General features: G+C 74.2%; 17 protein-coding genes, 1 tRNA gene and 1 riboswitch. Of the genes, 10 read left to right on the top strand and 8 right to left on the bottom strand.

Going from position 1 to position 16005, the window contains the following annotated elements; all coding sequences use genetic code 11:
- Window positions 1-21 precede the first annotated feature (21 nt).
- Window positions 22-792 (top strand): enoyl-CoA hydratase-related protein, encoded by a 771-nt coding sequence (locus DQ237_RS14730; protein WP_205730229.1) that lies wholly within the window; start codon window positions 22-24, stop codon window positions 790-792.
- A 39-nt stretch (window positions 793-831) separates the two neighbouring features.
- The gene (locus DQ237_RS19775; RefSeq protein WP_166509627.1) at window positions 832-987 is read left to right on the top strand and encodes a hypothetical protein; all 156 of its coding nucleotides are present in this window, start codon (window positions 832-834) and stop codon (window positions 985-987) included.
- Between the two features lie 11 nt (window positions 988-998).
- On the opposite strand, the gene selB is transcribed toward DQ237_RS19775, so the two are convergent.
- Both selB and selA read right to left on the bottom strand, forming a co-directional pair.
- Window positions 999-2744 (bottom strand): selenocysteine-specific translation elongation factor, encoded by a 1746-nt coding sequence (gene selB / locus DQ237_RS14735; protein WP_113800900.1) that lies wholly within the window; start codon window positions 2742-2744, stop codon window positions 999-1001.
- Window positions 2735-4045, bottom strand: coding sequence for an L-seryl-tRNA(Sec) selenium transferase (selA, locus tag DQ237_RS14740; RefSeq protein WP_113800901.1), 1311 nt, complete (start codon window positions 4043-4045; stop codon window positions 2735-2737). Before selA ends, selB begins: the two co-directional genes overlap by 10 nt.
- A 101-nt stretch (window positions 4046-4146) precedes the next feature.
- Between selA and DQ237_RS14745 the strand changes: the two genes are divergently transcribed.
- Genes DQ237_RS14745 through DQ237_RS14755 form a run of 3 tightly spaced genes read left to right on the top strand, consistent with a single transcriptional unit; the run spans window position 4147 to window position 6877 of the window.
- Window positions 4147-4743 (top strand): TetR/AcrR family transcriptional regulator, encoded by a 597-nt coding sequence (locus tag DQ237_RS14745; RefSeq protein ID WP_113800902.1) that lies wholly within the window; start codon window positions 4147-4149, stop codon window positions 4741-4743.
- Window positions 4744-4757: 14 nt separating this feature from the next.
- Window positions 4758-5675, top strand: a complete 918-nt coding sequence (locus tag DQ237_RS14750) for a sterol desaturase family protein (RefSeq protein ID WP_205730230.1) — start codon at window positions 4758-4760, stop codon at window positions 5673-5675.
- Window positions 5672-6877: a S9 family peptidase gene (locus DQ237_RS14755; RefSeq protein WP_147251828.1), complete on the top strand. Its 1206-nt coding sequence runs from the start codon at window positions 5672-5674 to the stop codon at window positions 6875-6877. Before DQ237_RS14750 ends, DQ237_RS14755 begins: the two co-directional genes overlap by 4 nt.
- Before the next feature lie 15 nt (window positions 6878-6892).
- Here DQ237_RS14755 and DQ237_RS19780 read toward each other — a convergent pair.
- Window positions 6893-6988, bottom strand: a tRNA-OTHER gene (locus tag DQ237_RS19780).
- A gap of 54 nt (window positions 6989-7042) precedes the next feature.
- Between DQ237_RS19780 and DQ237_RS14760 the strand changes: the two genes are divergently transcribed.
- Genes DQ237_RS14760 through DQ237_RS14770 form a run of 3 tightly spaced genes read left to right on the top strand, consistent with a single transcriptional unit; the run spans window position 7043 to window position 9680 of the window.
- Window positions 7043-7639, top strand: a complete 597-nt coding sequence (locus DQ237_RS14760) for a YafY family protein (protein WP_166509628.1) — start codon at window positions 7043-7045, stop codon at window positions 7637-7639.
- 10 nt (window positions 7640-7649) lie between these two features.
- A complete protein-coding gene (selD, locus tag DQ237_RS14765; protein ID WP_205730231.1) occupies window positions 7650-8657 on the top strand; it encodes a selenide, water dikinase SelD in 1008 nt (335 codons plus the stop codon).
- Between the two features lie 57 nt (window positions 8658-8714).
- On the top strand, window positions 8715-9680 hold the full coding sequence (locus DQ237_RS14770; protein WP_113800905.1) for a zinc-binding dehydrogenase: 966 nt from the start codon (window positions 8715-8717) through the stop codon (window positions 9678-9680).
- A gap of 33 nt (window positions 9681-9713) precedes the next feature.
- Here the strand turns inward: DQ237_RS14770 and DQ237_RS14775 are convergent, their stop codons facing one another.
- Complete coding sequence (locus DQ237_RS14775) at window positions 9714-10028, bottom strand: multidrug efflux SMR transporter (protein ID WP_205730232.1); 315 nt, start codon at window positions 10026-10028, stop codon at window positions 9714-9716.
- Window positions 10029-10039: 11 nt separating this feature from the next.
- Window positions 10040-10105: riboswitch (guanidine-III (ykkC-III) riboswitch) on the bottom strand.
- 70 nt (window positions 10106-10175) lie between these two features.
- On the opposite strand from DQ237_RS14775, the gene DQ237_RS14780 reads away from it, so the two are divergent.
- Window positions 10176-10424: an RNA polymerase subunit sigma-70 gene (locus DQ237_RS14780; RefSeq protein WP_113800907.1), complete on the top strand. Its 249-nt coding sequence runs from the start codon at window positions 10176-10178 to the stop codon at window positions 10422-10424.
- Between the two features lie 2 nt (window positions 10425-10426).
- On the top strand, window positions 10427-10951 hold the full coding sequence (locus tag DQ237_RS14785; protein WP_113800908.1) for a Clp protease N-terminal domain-containing protein: 525 nt from the start codon (window positions 10427-10429) through the stop codon (window positions 10949-10951).
- On the opposite strand, the gene DQ237_RS14790 is transcribed toward DQ237_RS14785, so the two are convergent.
- The 4 genes from DQ237_RS14790 to lepA form a co-directional block, all read right to left on the bottom strand.
- On the bottom strand, window positions 10911-12635 hold the full coding sequence (locus DQ237_RS14790) for an MFS transporter (RefSeq protein WP_240619652.1): 1725 nt from the start codon (window positions 12633-12635) through the stop codon (window positions 10911-10913). The genes DQ237_RS14785 and DQ237_RS14790 overlap by 41 nt on opposite strands.
- Before the next feature lies 1 nt (window position 12636).
- Entirely contained in the window at window positions 12637-13341 is a 705-nt protein-coding gene (locus tag DQ237_RS14795) for an LppX_LprAFG lipoprotein (RefSeq protein WP_113800910.1), read from the bottom strand.
- A 63-nt stretch (window positions 13342-13404) separates the two neighbouring features.
- On the bottom strand, window positions 13405-14073 hold the full coding sequence (locus DQ237_RS14800) for an MOSC domain-containing protein (RefSeq protein ID WP_240619653.1): 669 nt from the start codon (window positions 14071-14073) through the stop codon (window positions 13405-13407).
- Window positions 14070-15899, bottom strand: a complete 1830-nt coding sequence (lepA, locus tag DQ237_RS14805) for a translation elongation factor 4 (protein ID WP_113800911.1) — start codon at window positions 15897-15899, stop codon at window positions 14070-14072. Before lepA ends, DQ237_RS14800 begins: the two co-directional genes overlap by 4 nt.
- Between the last annotated feature and the right edge of the window lie 106 nt (window positions 15900-16005).

A 16005-nucleotide genomic window follows, 5' to 3' on the forward strand; every position in this document is an offset into this window, starting at 1 on the left:
CGGACCGGCAGGATGCCCGACGTGACCTCCGACCAGGTGCTGCAGGTGTCCGTGTCGCGCGGCGTGGCGACCCTCGTCCTCGACTCCCCCGCCAACCGCAACGCGCTCTCCCGCGCGATGCGCGCGCAGCTCCGGTCGGCGCTGGAGGCGGCGCTCTCCGACGCCGCCGTGCGGGCGGTCGTGCTCGACCACACCGGTCGGGTGTTCTGCTCCGGGATGGACCTCTCCGAGGCGGCCGGCGGCTCGAGCGAGGACCAGGGCGTGCGCGAGTTCCCCGAGCTGCTCGAGCTCGTGTGGTCCTCGCCCAAGCCGGTCGTGGCGGTCGTCCGCGGCCCGGCTCGGGCCGGTGGGGTGGGGCTGCTGGCCGCCTGCGACGTCGTCGTCGCCGCCGAGTCGGCCACCTTCGCGTTCTCCGAGGTGCGGCTCGGCCTGGTGCCCGCGGTGATCTCCGCCGTCGTGCTGCCGCGGATGGCGCCGCACGTGGCGCACCGGCTGATGCTCACCGGTCAGGTCTTCGGCGCCGAGGCCGCGGCGGCGGGCGGGCTGGTCGACCTCGTCGTCCCCGATGCCGACGTCGACACCGAGCTGCACGCCCAGCTCGTGCACCTCACCGCCGGGGCACCGACGGCGCTCGCCGAGACCAAGCGGCTGCTGCGCGCCCGGCAGGGCGTGCTGGCGTTCGACGACCTGCTCGACCTCTCCGCCCGCTTCTTCGCCGGCGAGGAGGGCCAGGAGGGCATCGCCGCCTTCCGCGAGAAGCGCCCCGCCCGCTGGGTGCCGACGACCGGCTGAAGGCTTGTGCCCCGGGCTGCGACGGGGGACCGTGCAGCCATGACGAGCGCGGAGCACGCAGGTCGCTTCCGGCAACTCCCGGACCCCATCGGTCCCGATGACGCCGTCGAGACGGTCGACGTCGCCGATCGCCCCCCGGTCGAGACCGAGCGCGAGTGGCACGACCGGATGCTTCGGGAGGCCGGCGGCGCCTGAGGCGGTACGAGCTACCGCAGGCGGCGGGAGTTGTCGGGCAGCCGCTCGGTCACCCCGCGCGTGTCCAGCCACTCCATGAGCGGAACGGCGACCCGCCGGCTGGTCCCCCAGGCCTGCCGCGCCTGGCTGAGCGTGAACGGCTGCGCGAGGGTGGCCAGCCGGTTTCGCGCGACGCCCTCGACGTCCGGCGCCAGGAAGATCCCCTCGCCGACCTTCACCAGCTGACCGCTGCGCACGGCGGCGGCCAGCTCGCGCGTGCCCAGGCCGGCGGCGACGAGGTCCGGCGCCTCGGGAGCGGCGAACGGGTCGAGCACGAGCCGCGCCCGGATCTCGTCGACCGCCTTCTGCACCGCCGGCGGCAGGTCGGTGGTGCCGTCGACCACCCGGCCACCGCGCAGCAGCAGCGGCTCGCGCACCAGGGCGGGCACCAGGTCGAGGTCGGGCAGCTCCAGTGCCCGGCGGACCACCTCCGCGGGCGGGCCGGGCTCGAGCGGCCGCAGCCGCCGGTAGCGGGCGACGACGTCGGGCACCCGCGCGGCCATCTGCTCGGCCAGACCGGGCGCCAGCAGCCACGGCCCGTGCTCGGTCGCCCCGGCGGGCACCGGCCATCCCATCGCGGCGAAGTCGGCGGTGCGCACGATCTTCCGTCTCGCGAGGTCGGCGGCGGCCCCGGCGTCGCCCGACGGCTGGGCGGCGAGCTCTGCTCCCCGCTGACGAGCCGCACCCCGGCGGCGCAGCTCCGGCGGGTCGACGTCGCGCACGTCAGCCCCGAGCACCCGGCGGGTCCCGGGGTCACGCAGCAGCAGGCGGTCGCCGATCCGCAGCGGCAGCGGGCGGGTGAGCCGCAGCCGGACGGCGGCGCCGTCCAGCGGGCGCAGCCGCGCGCCGACCGTGGCGGAGCCGACGTGCACCACCGGCTCGGCGGGCAGCTGTCCCTCCGGCACGGCGTCCAGGGTCACGTCGACGACGTCGGCCTCCCGGAAGGCGCCGGGCGTGAGCAGGGCGTCTCCGCGGGACAGGTTCTCGACGGCGACGCCCCGCAGGTTCAGCGCCACCCGGGCGGTGGCCGTGGCCCGCTCGACCGGCTCGCCGAGCGACTGCACCCCTCGCACCGTCACCTCGCGGGCGCCGAGGAGGAACCGGTCACCGGGGGCGACCGCACCGGCAGCGAGCGTCCCGGTCACGACGGTCCCGGCGCCGGTGATGGTGAAGGCGCGGTCGATCCAGAGCCGCACGGGTGCCGCGGTGTCCGGCGCGGGCAGGCCGACCAGCAGCCGCTCCAGCGCGGCGGTCAGCTCCGCGACACCCTCCCCGGTCACCGAGCTCACCGCGACGCCGGGTACCTCGCCCATCGACGTCCCGGCCAACCGCTCCCGCACTTCGGCGAGCACCGGGCCGGGGTCGGCGATGTCGGCCTTGGTGACGGCCAGCAGCGCGTGCCGCGCCCCGAGCGCGTCGAGGACGGCGACGTGCTCGGCGGTCTGCGCGGACCAGCCGTCGTCGGCCGCGACCACGACCAGCGCCGCGGGGACCGACCCCACCCCGGCCAGCATGTTGCCGACGAACCGCTCGTGGCCGGGCACGTCGACCACCGCGAGCCGCCGGCCCGAGGGCAGTGTCGTCCAGGCGAAGCCGAGGTCGATGGTCAGCCCGCGGCGGCGTTCCTCGGCCCAGCGGTCGGGCTCCATGCCGGTGAGCGCGCGCACGAGCGCGGACTTGCCGTGGTCGACGTGCCCCGCCGTGGCGATCACGTCCACGCGCGGGCCACCTCCAGGACCGCCTCGGCGAGGTCGTCGTCGGCCGCCGGCAGGACGCTGCGCAGGTTGAGCAGGGTCCGGTCGTCCTCGACGTACCCGACGACGGGGCGGGCACCGAGCCGCAGCGCCTCGGCGAACTCCGGTGGCAGGGAGATCGCGGTCCCCGGGAGCGGGTGCTCGGGCGCGCCTCCCCCACCCACTCGCGAGTCGGCGTCCACGGCGATGGCGTCGAGCCCTTCCCCGGCGAGCCGATCGGCGAGCGCCCGGGCCCGGGCGCGCAGCCCCTCGACGTCGGCGGCGAGCATCTCCTGCACCGGCGGCAGCGGACCGCGCAGGGTGGCCTCCAGGGCGGCGAGCGTCGTCTTGTCCACCCGGAACGCGCGGTACAGGGGGTGCCGGCGCAGCCGCTGCACCAGGTCGGCGCGGCCCAGGACCAGCCCGGCCTGCGGACCACCGAGCAGCTTGTCGCCGCTGGCCAGCACCAGGTCGGCACCGGCGGCCAGCGTCGTCTGGAGGTCGGGCTCGTCCGGCAGCACCGGGTGCGGGCGCAGCAGCCCGGAGCCGACGTCGGCGACCAGCGGCACGCCGGTGCCCTCCAGCGCGGCCGCCAGCTCGGGCACCTCGACGGCCCGGGTGAAACCGCGGACGACGAAGTTCGACGGGTGCACCTTGAGCACCGCGCCGGTCTGCGGGCCCAGGGCGCCCCGGTAGTCCGCGAGGGTGACCCGGTTGGTCGTGCCGACCTCGCGGAGACGCGCGCCGGTGCTCTCCAGCAGCTCAGGGATGCGGAAGCCGTCACCGATCTCGACCAGCTCGCCGCGGGCGAGCACCAGCTCTCCGCCGAGCGCGGTGGCCACCAGGGCCAGGGCGGCGGCGCAGTTGTTGACCACGAGCGCGGACTCGGCCGCGGGTACCGCGTCGAGCAGGGCGGCGAGGGCCGCCTCGCCCCGTGGGCCCCGCCGGCCGGTGCGCAGGTCCAGCTCGACGTCGGTCGTGCCTGCAGCAGCCGTGAGCGCCTCGACCGCCGCGGCCGACAGCGGCGCCCGCCCCAGGTTGGTGTGCACGACCACGCCGGTGGCGTTCAGGACCGGCCGCAGGCTGCCCGCCGTCCGCGGGAGGGACGCCAGCACCGCGTCGACGGCCCCGGCCGGGGCCACCTCTCCCGCCCGGATCCGCTGCTGGACCTGCTGGACGACCCCCTTGACCAGGCCGCGGCCGAGCCGCTCGCCGGCCGCGGCGAGCCGCGGGTCGGCGAGCAGCGTGTCGGTGCGCGGCACGTGCCGGCGCGGGTCGGCGGTCATCGCCCGGGAGCGTAGGCCGCGGAGCCGGTGTGCGACGACCGCCCATTGACATACCGAGTGCTCGCTCTCTAAGTTCGCCGCACCGATGTGACGGAGGCAACATGGCCACGCAGGACCAGCGACGCACGGCCACCCGTGCCGCGCTGATCGAGGCCGCGCTGGAGTGCCTCGTCGAGCGGGGCGTGGCCGGCACCACCACGGCCGCGATCACCGCCCGCGCCGGCCTGTCCTCCGGGGCGCTGTTCAACCACTTCCCCAGCAAGGCGGCCCTGCTCGGTGCCGTCGCCGAGCAGACCTTCGACGTCGCCGTCGCCGAGTACGTCGCTCGCTTCACCGACGTCTCGGCGGTGAGCGGCGACCCGCTGGGCGACGCCGTCCGCGTGTTCTGGCAGATCCACGACGAGCCCCGGCTGGCCGCGGTCCTGGCGCTGTTCGTGTCCGCGCGGACCGACGCCGAGCTGGCCGCCCACCTCGAGGTCGTCAACGCCCCGCACACCGTGCGAGTCCTCGCCGTCGCCCGGCAGCTGCTGCCGCAGTACGCCGACCACCCCGCCCTGGAAGCGGTCTTCGACCTCGCCGCGAGCGCCGTCTTCGGGGTCGCCCTCGGCGTCGCCGGGGAGGCCGACCGGAAGAGCCGCGTCGACACCCTCGTGACCGTCGTCCGAGCCCAGCTCGAGACCCCGACCCCCACCCCCTGAAGGAGCACCGCACCGTGGAACAGTTCCTGCGCGGCTCACTGGCCGACATGGCCGAGGTGGACCTGATCCTCTGGGCCATCCCGGTCTTCTTCCTCCTCATGCTGCTCGAGGGCATCGTCCTGACGCGCGAGGCGAAGGAGGACGCCATCGACCGCGCCGGCGAGGAGGCCGCGCGGAAGGGTTATGCCCTCAAGGACACGATGACCAGCCTGACCATGGGCCTGGGCAGCCAGATCATCCTGGGCATCACGACCCTGCTGGGCCTGGGCGGTTACCTGTTCCTCTGGAACATCACCCCGCTGGACCTCGGCTCCGGGTGGGTGGCGTGGACCGTCGCCATCCTCGGCAAGGACTTCGTCTACTACTGGTTCCACCGCGCCTCGCACGAGATGCGCTTCCTGTGGGCCGCGCACGTGGTGCACCACTCCAGCGAGCACTACAACCTGTCGACCGCACTGCGCCAGGCATGGACCCCGCTGACCGCCTGGCCCTTCGGCGCGGTGCTGATCCTGCTCGGGGTGAACCCGGCGCTGTTCGTGCTGGCGAGCTCGATCAACCTGCTGTACCAGTTCTGGATCCACACCGAGGCGATCGGCAAGCTCTGGCGGCCCTTCGAGTACGTGTTCAACACCCCGAGCCACCACCGCGTGCACCACGGGATGAACCCGCAGTACCTCGACAAGAACTACGGCGGCATCCTCATCGTCTTCGACCGGTGGTTCGGCACCTTCGAGCCCGAGGTGGAGAAGGTCCGCTACGGGATCACCAAGCCGCTGGAGAGCTACAACCCGTTCTGGGTCTTCGCCCACGAGTACGTCGCGATCGTCCGCGACATGCGGTCCGACGGGCGGTGGGCCCACCGGGTCGCCCGCCTGTGGCGCGGCCCCGGGTGGTCGCCCGTCCCCGCCGAGGCGTCGGTCACCGCTCCGTGACGACGGTCGCGAGCGGCGACCGTCTCCTCCCCGACACCCGGGGCCGGCGCCCCCCTCCCCGCCGCTGGCTGGTCCGCGTCGGCGCCGGCCTGGTCGTGCTGCTGGCACTCCTCCCGCTCGTGCTGGGCTGGGTGTTCGCCGACGCGGTGCTGGCCCCGGAGGGGCAGGCCGACCGGCCGCTCGACGGCTCGGTGCTCGCGACGGAGGACGGCTCGGTGGTCCTCCCCGACGAGCCGGACGTCCGGCTGGCCGTGGTCGGCCTGGAGACCGCCGACGGGTACTGGCAGCTGACCGGCGGTGCGCGCGAGGTGGACTGCCCCGGCGGGTCGGGTACGTGCGTCGAGCGGCGGGCGACCCCGGTGACCGGCGCGGGCTCCTCGCCCGCGGCCGGGCCCGCCCGGCTCGACGCCGCCGCCTGGCCGGACGACCCCGCGGTGCTGGGCGGCTCGAAGGTGGTCCTCGACGGCGGTCTCCCCGCCTGGGTCTTCCCGGCCCGCGCACCGGCGAGCGGCACCTGGGTGGTCTACGCCCACGGCCGGTCGGCGAGCCTCGCGGAGTCGATGCGCTTCGTCGACCTGCTGACCGCGGCCGGGTACCCGGTGCTGGTCACCAGCCACCGCGGCGACGGCCTCGCCGCGGATCCGGCGGACGGCGTCGGTGGCTTCGGCACCCGCGAGTGGCCCGACCTCGACACCGCCGTCGCGTCGGCGCTCGACCGGGGCGCCGAGGACGTCGTCCTCTGGGGGACCTCCCAGGGGGCTGCGCTGGTGGCCCGGCAGCTGGAGGCCGGCGAGCACGCGGACGTGGTCCGCGCGGTCGTGTACGACTCACCCCTGCTGAGCCTGGAGCGGACGCTGGAGCTGCAGGCGGCCAAGCGGGGCCTCCCGACCGACCTGCTCCGCTCCACCTCGGTGGACGCGGCCCTCTGGTGGGCCGGCGTGCGCGCCGACTTCGACGCCGACGCCGCCGAGCACGCCGAGCGGGCCGGCGACTGGTCGCGGCCGACCCTGGTGCTCCACGGCGCCGAGGACGACCAGGTGCCGGTGTCGATCAGCCGGCGGATCGCTGACGTCGCCGACCCCCAGCTCGTGCAGGTGGAGGTCCTGCCGGGCGTGGGGCACGTGCGCGGCTGGAACGCCGACCCGGACGGGTACGCGGAGACGGTGACGACGTTCCTGGCGCAGGCCCTCGGCCGGGGTTGAGCCGGCGAGGGAGGTTGGCGGAGGCGGACGGGAATCGAACCCGCCTGGCCGAGATGCTCGACCACGTCGGCTTTAGAGGCCGCGGGGGCCACCAGACACCCTGACGCCTCCACCGGGAAGCGTACGTGGCCGGAAATGTCAGAGGGTGCTGCCAGCCTCTCCCCCGTGACCCGCACCGAGCACCGCACCCCCGCGCCGCTGCCCCCGGTCGACCTCACCCCCGAGGAGGCGGCCGCGATCGTCGCCGCCCTGTCGGGCCGGCCCGAGGGGCCGTTCGCCGACGCCGGGCAGACGGCGATGGAGAAGGTCCTCACCGCCCTGGAGCCCGACGCCACCCGTCGCGCCCGCATGCTGGCCAGCCATCGGTGGTTGGCGTCCGAGGCCGCCCGCGAGGCCGAGCTGCGGCGCCGGGTCGAGCGCGGGCTGACCGAGCGGCGCGTTCTGGTCCTCGACTACTGCGACCGGCAGCAGCGCTGGTCGGAGCGCACGGTGGAGCCGCAGCTGCTGGCCCGCCAGGGGGCGCACTGGTTCCTGGTCGCCTGGTGCCGTGAGCGCCAGGAGCTGCGCTGGTTCCGGGAAGACCGGATCAGCGACGTCCAGGTGACCGACGAGGTCACGCCGCGCCGCGAGCTGCCCGGCATCGGCACGCCGCCGTCCACGGGCCACCCGGCCGGGAGCAAGCTGCCCCGCGGCCGGGTGGCCGAGGCCCCCGTCGCCCCCGGTGGCCCCCGACTCCGGCTGCTCCCCGGCGGTCGGGCCTAGATTCGGTGCCGTGACGACCGCACCCGCCCGCATCCGGCTCACCCAGTACGCCCACGGCGGCGGCTGCGCCTGCAAGATCCCGCCGGGCGAGCTGGAGGCCGTCGTCGCCGGGCTCACCGCTCAGGGGCCGGTCGACCCGGCCGCCGAGCTGGTGATCGGCCTGGACGACGGCGACGACGCGGCCGTGGTGCGCATCGCGGGCGGTCAGGGCCTGGTCCTCACCACCGACTTCTTCACCCCGGTCGTCGACGACGCGCACACCTTCGGCCGGATCGCGGCGGCCAACGCCCTGTCCGACGTCTACGCGATGGGCGGCACCCCCGTCGTGGCGGTCAACCTGCTCGGCTGGCCGCGCGACGTGCTGCCCGCGGAACTCGCCGCCGAGGTGCTGCGCGGTGGTCTCGAGGTGGCCCAGGAGGCCGGCTGCCACGTCGGCGGCGGCCACTCCATCGACGACCCCGAGCCCAAGTACGGCATGGCGGTCACCGGCGTCGTCGACGTCGACCGGATCATCACCAACGCCGCAGCCACGGCGGGCACCCCGCTGTCGCTCAGCAAGCCCTTGGGCGTGGGCGTGCTGAACAGCCGCATGAAGGCCACGGGCGAGGTGTCGGAGGAGGCGGTCGCCTCCATGACCGCACTCAACCGCGACGCCGGCCGGGCCGCGGTCGCCGCGGGCATCCGCGCGGGCACCGACGTCACCGGGTTCGGCCTGCTCGGCCACCTCTACAAGATGGCGCGGGCCAGCGGCGTCACCGCCGTCGTCGACGCCGCCGCCGTCCCCTACCTTCCCGGCGCGCGGCAGGCGCTGGCCGACGGGTTCGTCTCCGGCGGCACCCGGCGCAACCTGGACTGGGTGCGGCCGCACACCGACCTGTCGGCGGTGAGCGAGGACGAGGCACTGCTGCTGGCCGACGCCCAGACCTCCGGCGGCCTGCTGCTGGGCGGCGAGGTGCCCGGCGCGCAGGTCATCGGCGAGTTCGTGCCCCGGCAGGAATTCGTGGTCGTCGTCCGCTGACGGTTCGGCGCCCGGGCCGTGAGGCAGCGGCGCGGCTCGTCGGTTAGGTTCGCGATCATGCTGGCTGCCTTCGTCTCCACCCCCGCCCCGAAGGACCCGCTCTCCGTCCTCGAGGTCGGCGAGCGCCCCGAGCCCGAGGTTCCCGAGGGCTGGACGACCGTGCAGGTGAAGGCCGCCTCGCTCAACCACCACGACCTGTTCAGCCTCCGCGGGGTCGGGCTCCCGGCCGAGCGGATGCCGATGATCCTGGGCTGCGACGCCGCGGGCATCGACGAGGACGGCAACGAGGTGGTGGTGCACGGCGTGATCGCCAGCCCCGAGTGGCGCGGCGACGAGACCCTGGACCCCAAGCGCTCGCTGTTGTCGGAGGTGCACCAGGGCACCCTGGCGGAGAAGGTCGCCGTCCCCCGGTGGAACCTGCTGCCCAAGCCCACCGAGCTGTCCTTCGCCGAGGCCGCCTGCCTGCCCACCGCGTGGCTGACCGCCTACCGGATGCTGTTCGTGAAGTCCGGCCTGCGCCCGGGACAGACCGTGCTGGTGCAGGGCGCCAGCGGCGGCGTCGCCACCGCGCTCATCGTGCTGGGCCGCGCCGCCGGCTACCGGATCTGGGTCACCGGCCGCAGCGAGGAGAAGCGTGCCGCCGCCCTGGCCCTGGGCGCCGAGCAGGCGTTCGAGACCGGCGCCCGGCTCCCCGAACGGGTCGACGGCGTGATGGAGACCGTCGGCGAGGCCACCTGGAGCCACAGCATCAAGTCGCTCAAGCCCGGCGGCGTCCTGGTCACCTCGGGAGCCACCACCGGCTTCAACCCCGGCGCCGAGCTCAACCGGGTCTTCTTCACCCAGCTCTCCGTCGTCGGTTCCACGATGGGCACGAAGGCCGAGCTGGAGGCGCTCATCCAGATGTGCGCCGTCACCGGCATCCGGCCGCAGATCGACGTCGAGCTGCCGCTGGCCCAGGCCCGCGAGGGCTTCGAGCGGATGCTCGAGGGCCGCACCAACGGGAAGATCGTCTTCACGCTCTGACCTCTCCGCTCGACCGGGTGCACGGTCGGCGCGTCAGCCGACGAGCTTGAGACCGACCACGCAGCCGACGATCCCGGCGAGCAGCAGGATCTTGACGACCGACACCGCCTCGGCGCCGGTGGTCATCGCATAGACGACGGTGACCACCGCGCCGATGCCGACCCACACCGCATAGGCGGTCCCCAGCGGCAGCTCGCGCATGGCGTAGGCCAGCCCACCCATGCTCCCGAGCAGGGCGACGGCGAACACGACCGACGGCAGCGGACGGCTGAACCCCTCCGAGCGGTCGAGCGCCGCGGCCCACACCGCCTCGAGCAGGCCGGACAGGACCAGCACCAACCACGACATCGCGGGCTCCTCTGGCGCCGTCTTGTCGCACACCGGGTACGGCACCGCTCGTCCGGGAGCCGTGGTCCCGACTCGCCACCGACTCTAACCACCCGACCGTGTCAAGACAGGTTGACACGGTCGTCAGGGCAACCTAGGTTGACAGGCATGGCGGACACAGCAGCAGTGGCCACCGCCGCCGGCAGCACGGACCCGACGGTGGGGTTGAAGGCCGTCCGATCGCTCCGGGTCCTCGTCGAGCGCCTGGAGACCCTCCAGGTGCGGAACGCCCGCGAGCAGGGGTGGACCTGGGAGCAGATCGCGCAGCTCCTCGGCGTCACCCGGCAGGCGGTGCACAAGAAGCACGCCGGCGGTCGGTCGATCAGCGGCAGAGCCCCGCTCCGACGGAAGGACTGAGCATGTTCGAACGCTTCACGCGCGACGCCCGCGAGGTGGTCGTGGGAGCCCAGGAGGAGGCGCGCAGCCTCGGCCACCAGCGCATCGGCACCGAGCACATCCTGCTGGGCGTGCTCGCCCGACCGACCACGACGTCGGCGCAGGTGCTGGCGCGGCACGGCATCGACCGCGCCGGTGTCGTGGCTGCCGTCCGCACCCTGGTCGGCGACGTGGACGCCGACGCCCTCAGCACGATCGGCATCGACCTGGACGCCGTGCGGGAGACCGTGGAGGCCGCCTTCGGCCCGGGCGCCCTGGACGGTCCGCGCGGGCGGTCGGGGCACCTCCCCCTCACCCCGCGCGCCAAGAAGGTGCTCGAGCTGTCGCTGCGGGAGGCCATCGCCATGAAGTCGAGCAGCATCGCCGACGGGCACATCACCCTGGGCCTGCTCCGTGAGGGCGAAGGCCTGGCGATGAAGGTGCTGCACGACCGCGGCGTCGACCCGGTCAGCCTCCGGCGCGACCTCGGGCTGGCGCTGAACCCCTGAGCAGCACGACCGCCGCGACCGCGGCCGCCGCGGCGGCGATCGCCGCACCGGCGAACACCGTGTGCAGCTGGGTGAGCAGGGCGGCCTCGGTCGCGGCGTCGTAGGCCGGGCAGTCCGCCGGGGACGAGGGGCACACCTGCATGGGCGTGCCGATGGCCGCCACCTCGGCGGTGAACCGGCGCAGCGCCACGGCGGTGAGCAAGGACAGCCCGGTCAGCATCCCGACCGTCCGGGCGACGACCGCGAGCGCCCCGGCGCTGCCGTGCACCTCCGGCCGGGTGACGGCGAGCAGCACGGTGTTCACGGGAGCGATGGCCAGCCCGAAGCCGAGACCGGCGGCCAGCAGGACCACCCACGACGCCGCGCCGTCCAGCGACCGCTCGTCCCAGCCCGTCATCGCGACGAAGCTCGCCGCGGCCAGACCCATGCCGCCCGCGGCGACGAGCCGGGGGGCGACCGTTCGGCACAGCCAGCCCCCTGCCACCGCGCCGATCGGCACGGCGACCAGCAGCCGGACCAGCACGAGCGCCGCCCCGAGCTGGTCACCGGGGGTGGTGGTCGCCCGCGCGAACAGCGGCACGTCGACCAGGGCCGCCACCAGCGCGACCCCCACCAGCAGGTTGACCACCAGCGCGCCCCAGGCACCTCGCGGGCGCAACGCGTCCAGCGGGAGCACCGGGTCGGCGATCCGCCGCTCGTGCAGCACGAACAGCAGCGCGGCGAGGGCCGACAGCGGCAGCAGCACCCAACCGTGCGCGACGACCTCGGCGTCGACGTCGGCGGCGGCGAAGGCCCAGACCAGCGCGCCGAGTGCCACGACGGCCAACGCCGAGCCGAGCACGTCGACCTCGCGGGCGAGGGAGCGCAGACCCCGCAGCGGGAGCACCGCGCCGTCCGGGTGCCACCAGCTGCGCACGGCCAGCGCGGCCGTGGCCATCGACGCCGCCAGCACCAGCGGGGTGCTCCACGGCCAGGCGTCGAGCAGCGGGACGTAGAGGAGACCGAGGGTGACGTCCTCGGCCAGCGCGGTCGGCTCGGCCAGCTGCAGGGCGAGCGCCAGGCCGGCCACGACAGCCAGGCCGAGGCCGAGGGGGTCGGGCCGGCGTACCCGACCGGCGAGGGCCATCCCGCCGGCCAGCCCGATCCCCAGGGCGAGGTTCAGCCAGAAGATGGCCCGCCAGTCCGCCGCGGCCAGGACGGCGGCGCCGGCGAGCGGCCCCAGCACCGCGCCGGCCTCCTGCACGGCCCCGACCACGCCCAGCGGCACCGACCGCCGCTCGGGCGGCCAGCGGTCTGCCACCAGGGCCAGGGTCGCCGGCACCAGCCCGCCGGCACCGATCCCCTGCAGTCCCCGCCCCGCGACGGCGAGCCCGAGGGACTCCGCCGTCGCGGTCAGGAGGGAGCCGAGCGCGAAGAGCAGCAGGCAGCCCACCAGGACGGGGGTGCGGCCGCGCAGGTCGGCGAGCCGGCCCAGCAGCGGGAGGGTGGCCGTGTACCCGAGCAGGAAGCCACCGACGATCGGCGTCGCCCGTTGCAGGTCGTCCAGCCCCACCCCGACGCCGGTGAGGATGTCCGGCAGCGCCAGGACGACGACGTAGGTGTCGGCCGCCGTGACGAGGACGGCGAGGGTGGCGAGCACGACCGCCGCGAGGCCCGGGACGCGGGCGCTGCCCGCGGCCGGCACCTCAGCCGGTGGTGGGTGCGGTGATGTCGACATCGGCCCCGAAGTCGCTGAGCTCGAGCGTGTACGTGCCGTCGGCGTCCGCGGTGAAGAACGGGCCGGTCAGCGTCGCGCGGCGCAGCTCCCCGCTCTTGTCGGCGATGGAGAACGTCGCCTTCACCGGCTTCGACGGGTCCTTGCTGGTGAGCAGCTGCTCCACCAGGTCGCCGGGGAGCTCGGCGGTCACCTCGCGCACGACCTCGCCGCCGACGCGGCGCTCCTTCCCCAGCTTCGCCGAGCGCGCCTCGGTGAAGAACTGGGAGATCCCGTTCTCGGGGTCCAGCAGCGCCCCGGGGTCACCGATGCCGAACTGGGAGGGGTCGATCACGCTGAACGACGATGCGAACGGCAGCTGCGCGTAGACGGTCCCATCGACCGAGACGACGTCCAGGTCGACCGTCGAGCCCAGCGCGACGACCTGCAGGGTGCCCTCGAAGGACGACGGGCGGGCGATGTCGCCCTCACCCCCGACCAGCGCGGTACCCGAGGACGGAGCGCCTTCGCTGTCCAGCACGAAGTGCGCGCTCGACGTGTCGTCGAGGGTGCCCTTGGCCTTGGTCAGCAGGTCCCCCGCCGACTCCCCCGCGTCGTCGCTGCTGCAGCCGGTGAGCACCGGACCGGCGACGAGGGCGAGCGCGAGCAGCGGGACAGCCCGGTGGCGCAGCGACATGGCGACCTCCCGTGAGCCGGGTGGACCCGGCGTACCGACGGCGGACAGTAGCGCGGCGCGACCTCAGACGGCGGGAGCGGTGCGCGCGGCGACCCGCGCGGCGGCCTTGGCCCGGTTGCGCTCGGGCAGGAACGCCAGGGCCGGGGCCAGCTCGGCGGCCCGGTGCTTCTGCGTGGTCCACGCTCGGAAGGTGAGGTCGATCGTCACGCCGTGGTCGGGCCGGTGCACGAGCTCGATCCCGTCGCCGGCGCCGAGCTCGCCGGTCTCCAGCACCCGGAGGTAGGCCCCCGGGGCGCCGTGCGCGGTGAAGCGCTTGACCAGCTGAGGCACGTCCCAGAACCGGGCGAAGTTGGCGCACGGGATCCGCGGGGCGGTGACCTCGAGCAGCGCCGTCCCGACCCGCCACCGCTCCCCCAGGACGGCGGAGGTGAGGTCGAGCCCGCAGGTCCGCAGGTTCTCGCCGAACCGGCCCGGCGGCAGCTCGCGGCCGAGCTCGACGGCCCACCAGTCGGCGTCCTCCTGAGCGTAGGCGTAGACCTGCTGGCCGTCGCCCCCGTGGTACTTGCGGTTGACCTGGACGTCGCCGTCGAGCCCGAGCTCGCCGACGGCGACCCGACCCTCGACCGGGTGCTTGTCGATACCGCTGCGGTTCGGCCGGCGGTCGGGCAGCGGCAGCAGGTCCGCTCCCGAGACGCAGACCGCGGTCACCAGGCCAGGGCCCCGGTCGCTCACTTCTTGGACGCGGTGGACTCGTTCGTGGAGAGCGCGGCCACGAAGGCCTCCTGGGGGACCTCGACGCGGCCGACCATCTTCATCCGCTTCTTGCCCTCCTTCTGCTTCTCCAGCAGCTTCCGCTTGCGGGTGATGTCACCGCCGTAGCACTTGGCGAGGACGTCCTTGCGGATCGCGCGCACGGTCTCGCGGGCGATGACCCGGGACCCGACGGCGGCCTGGATGGGCACCTCGAACTGCTGGCGCGGGATGAGCTCGCGCAGCTTGCCGGCCATCATCACGCCGTAGCTGTAGGCCTTGTCCTTGTGCACGATCGCGCTGAAGGCGTCGACGGCCTCACCCTGCAGCAGGATGTCCACCTTGACCAGGGAGGACTCCTGCTCACCGGCCTCCTGGTAGTCGAGGCTGGCGTACCCGCGCGTGCGCGACTTCAGGGCGTCGAAGAAGTCGAAGATGATCTCGCCGAGCGGCAGCGTGTAGCGCAGCTCGACGCGGGACTCGCTCAGGTAGTCCATGCCGCCGAGCTGGCCGCGGCGGCTCTGGCAGAGCTCCATGATCGCGCCGGTGTAGTCGCTGGGCGCGATGATCGTGGCGTTGACGATCGGCTCGTAGACCTTGTCGATCTTGCCCTCGGGCCAGTCGCTGGGGTTGGTCACCGTGATCTCGGAGCGGTCCTCCATGACGACGCGGTACACGACGTTCGGCGCGGTCGAGATCAGGCTGATGCCCGCCTCCCGCTCCAGCCGCTCGCGGACGATCTCCAGGTGCAGCAGGCCCAGGAAGCCGACGCGGAACCCGAAGCCCAGTGCCGCGGAGGTCTCCGGCTCGTAGGTGAGCGCGGCGTCGTTGAGCAGCAGCTTGTCCAGCGCCTCGCGCAGCAGCGGGTACTCGCTGCCGTCGATCGGGTACAGGCCGGAGTAGACCATCGGCTTCGGGTCGCTGTAGCCGCCGATGGCCTCGGCCGCGGGCTTGTGCTGCAGCGTGACCGTGTCACCCACGCGGGACTGGCGGACGTCCTTCACGCCGGTGATGAAGTAGCCGACCTCGCCGACGCCCAGGGAGTCCACGGGCTTGGGCTCGGGCGAGATGACGCCGATCTCCAGCAGCTCGTGCGTGGCGCCGGTCGACATCATCTTGATCCGCTCGCGGGCGGAGATCCGGCCGTCCACCACGCGGACGTAGGTGATCACACCCCGGTAGATGTCGTAGACGGAGTCGAAGATCATCGCGCGGGCCGGCGCCTCGGCCTCGCCCTCGGGCGCCGGGATCTGGGCGACGATCGCGTCGAGCAGCGCCGGTACGCCCTCACCGGTCTTGCCACTGACGCGCAGGACGTCGTCGGGGTCGCAGCCGATGATGTGCGCGATCTCCGCGGCGTACTTCTCCGGCTGGGCGGCCGGAAGGTCGATCTTGTTGAGGACCGGGATGATCGTGAGGTCGTTCTCCATGGCCAGGTACAGGTTGGCCAGGGTCTGCGCCTCGATGCCCTGCGCGGCGTCGACCAGCAGCACGGCGCCCTCGCAGGCGGCCAGCGAGCGGGACACCTCGTAGGTGAAGTCCACGTGGCCCGGGGTGTCGATCATGTCGAGGACGTACTCGGTGCCCCCGACCTCCCACGGCAGGCGGACGTTCTGGGCCTTGATGGTGATGCCGCGCTCGCGCTCGATGTCCATGCGGTCGAGGTACTGGGCGCGCATCTGCCGTGCCTCGATGATTCCGGTGACCTCGAGCATCCGGTCGGCCAGCGTCGACTTGCCGTGGTCGATGTGGGCGATGATGCAGAAGTTCCGGATGAGGGCCGGATCGGTGGCAGCGGGAGTCGTCACAGTGCCGCTATCGTCCCACGCCGTCGCCCGGGCCCGGGAACGGGCGCGACACCCGGTGCGTCCGAGGTGTGCGGGAGGTCGCCCACCGCGGGTTGGGTCGCCTCCC

Source organism: Blastococcus sp. TF02-8, assembly GCF_003319175.1.
Lineage (GTDB): Bacteria > Actinomycetota > Actinomycetes > Mycobacteriales > Geodermatophilaceae > Blastococcus.

Coding starts and splice junctions, on each gene's coding strand:
- DQ237_RS14795 (WP_113800910.1), bottom strand. CDS start 13,341: ATGTCGCTGCGCCACCGGGCTGTCCCGCTGCTCGCGCTCGCCCTCGTC.
- DQ237_RS19775 (WP_166509627.1), top strand. CDS start 832: ATGACGAGCGCGGAGCACGCAGGTCGCTTCCGGCAACTCCCGGACCCC.
- DQ237_RS14780 (WP_113800907.1), top strand. CDS start 10,176: ATGGCGGACACAGCAGCAGTGGCCACCGCCGCCGGCAGCACGGACCCG.
- selA (WP_113800901.1), bottom strand. CDS start 4,045: ATGACCGCCGACCCGCGCCGGCACGTGCCGCGCACCGACACGCTGCTC.
- DQ237_RS14770 (WP_113800905.1), top strand. CDS start 8,715: ATGCTGGCTGCCTTCGTCTCCACCCCCGCCCCGAAGGACCCGCTCTCC.
- DQ237_RS14745 (WP_113800902.1), top strand. CDS start 4,147: ATGGCCACGCAGGACCAGCGACGCACGGCCACCCGTGCCGCGCTGATC.
- DQ237_RS14785 (WP_113800908.1), top strand. CDS start 10,427: ATGTTCGAACGCTTCACGCGCGACGCCCGCGAGGTGGTCGTGGGAGCC.
- DQ237_RS14775 (WP_205730232.1), bottom strand. CDS start 10,028: ATGTCGTGGTTGGTGCTGGTCCTGTCCGGCCTGCTCGAGGCGGTGTGG.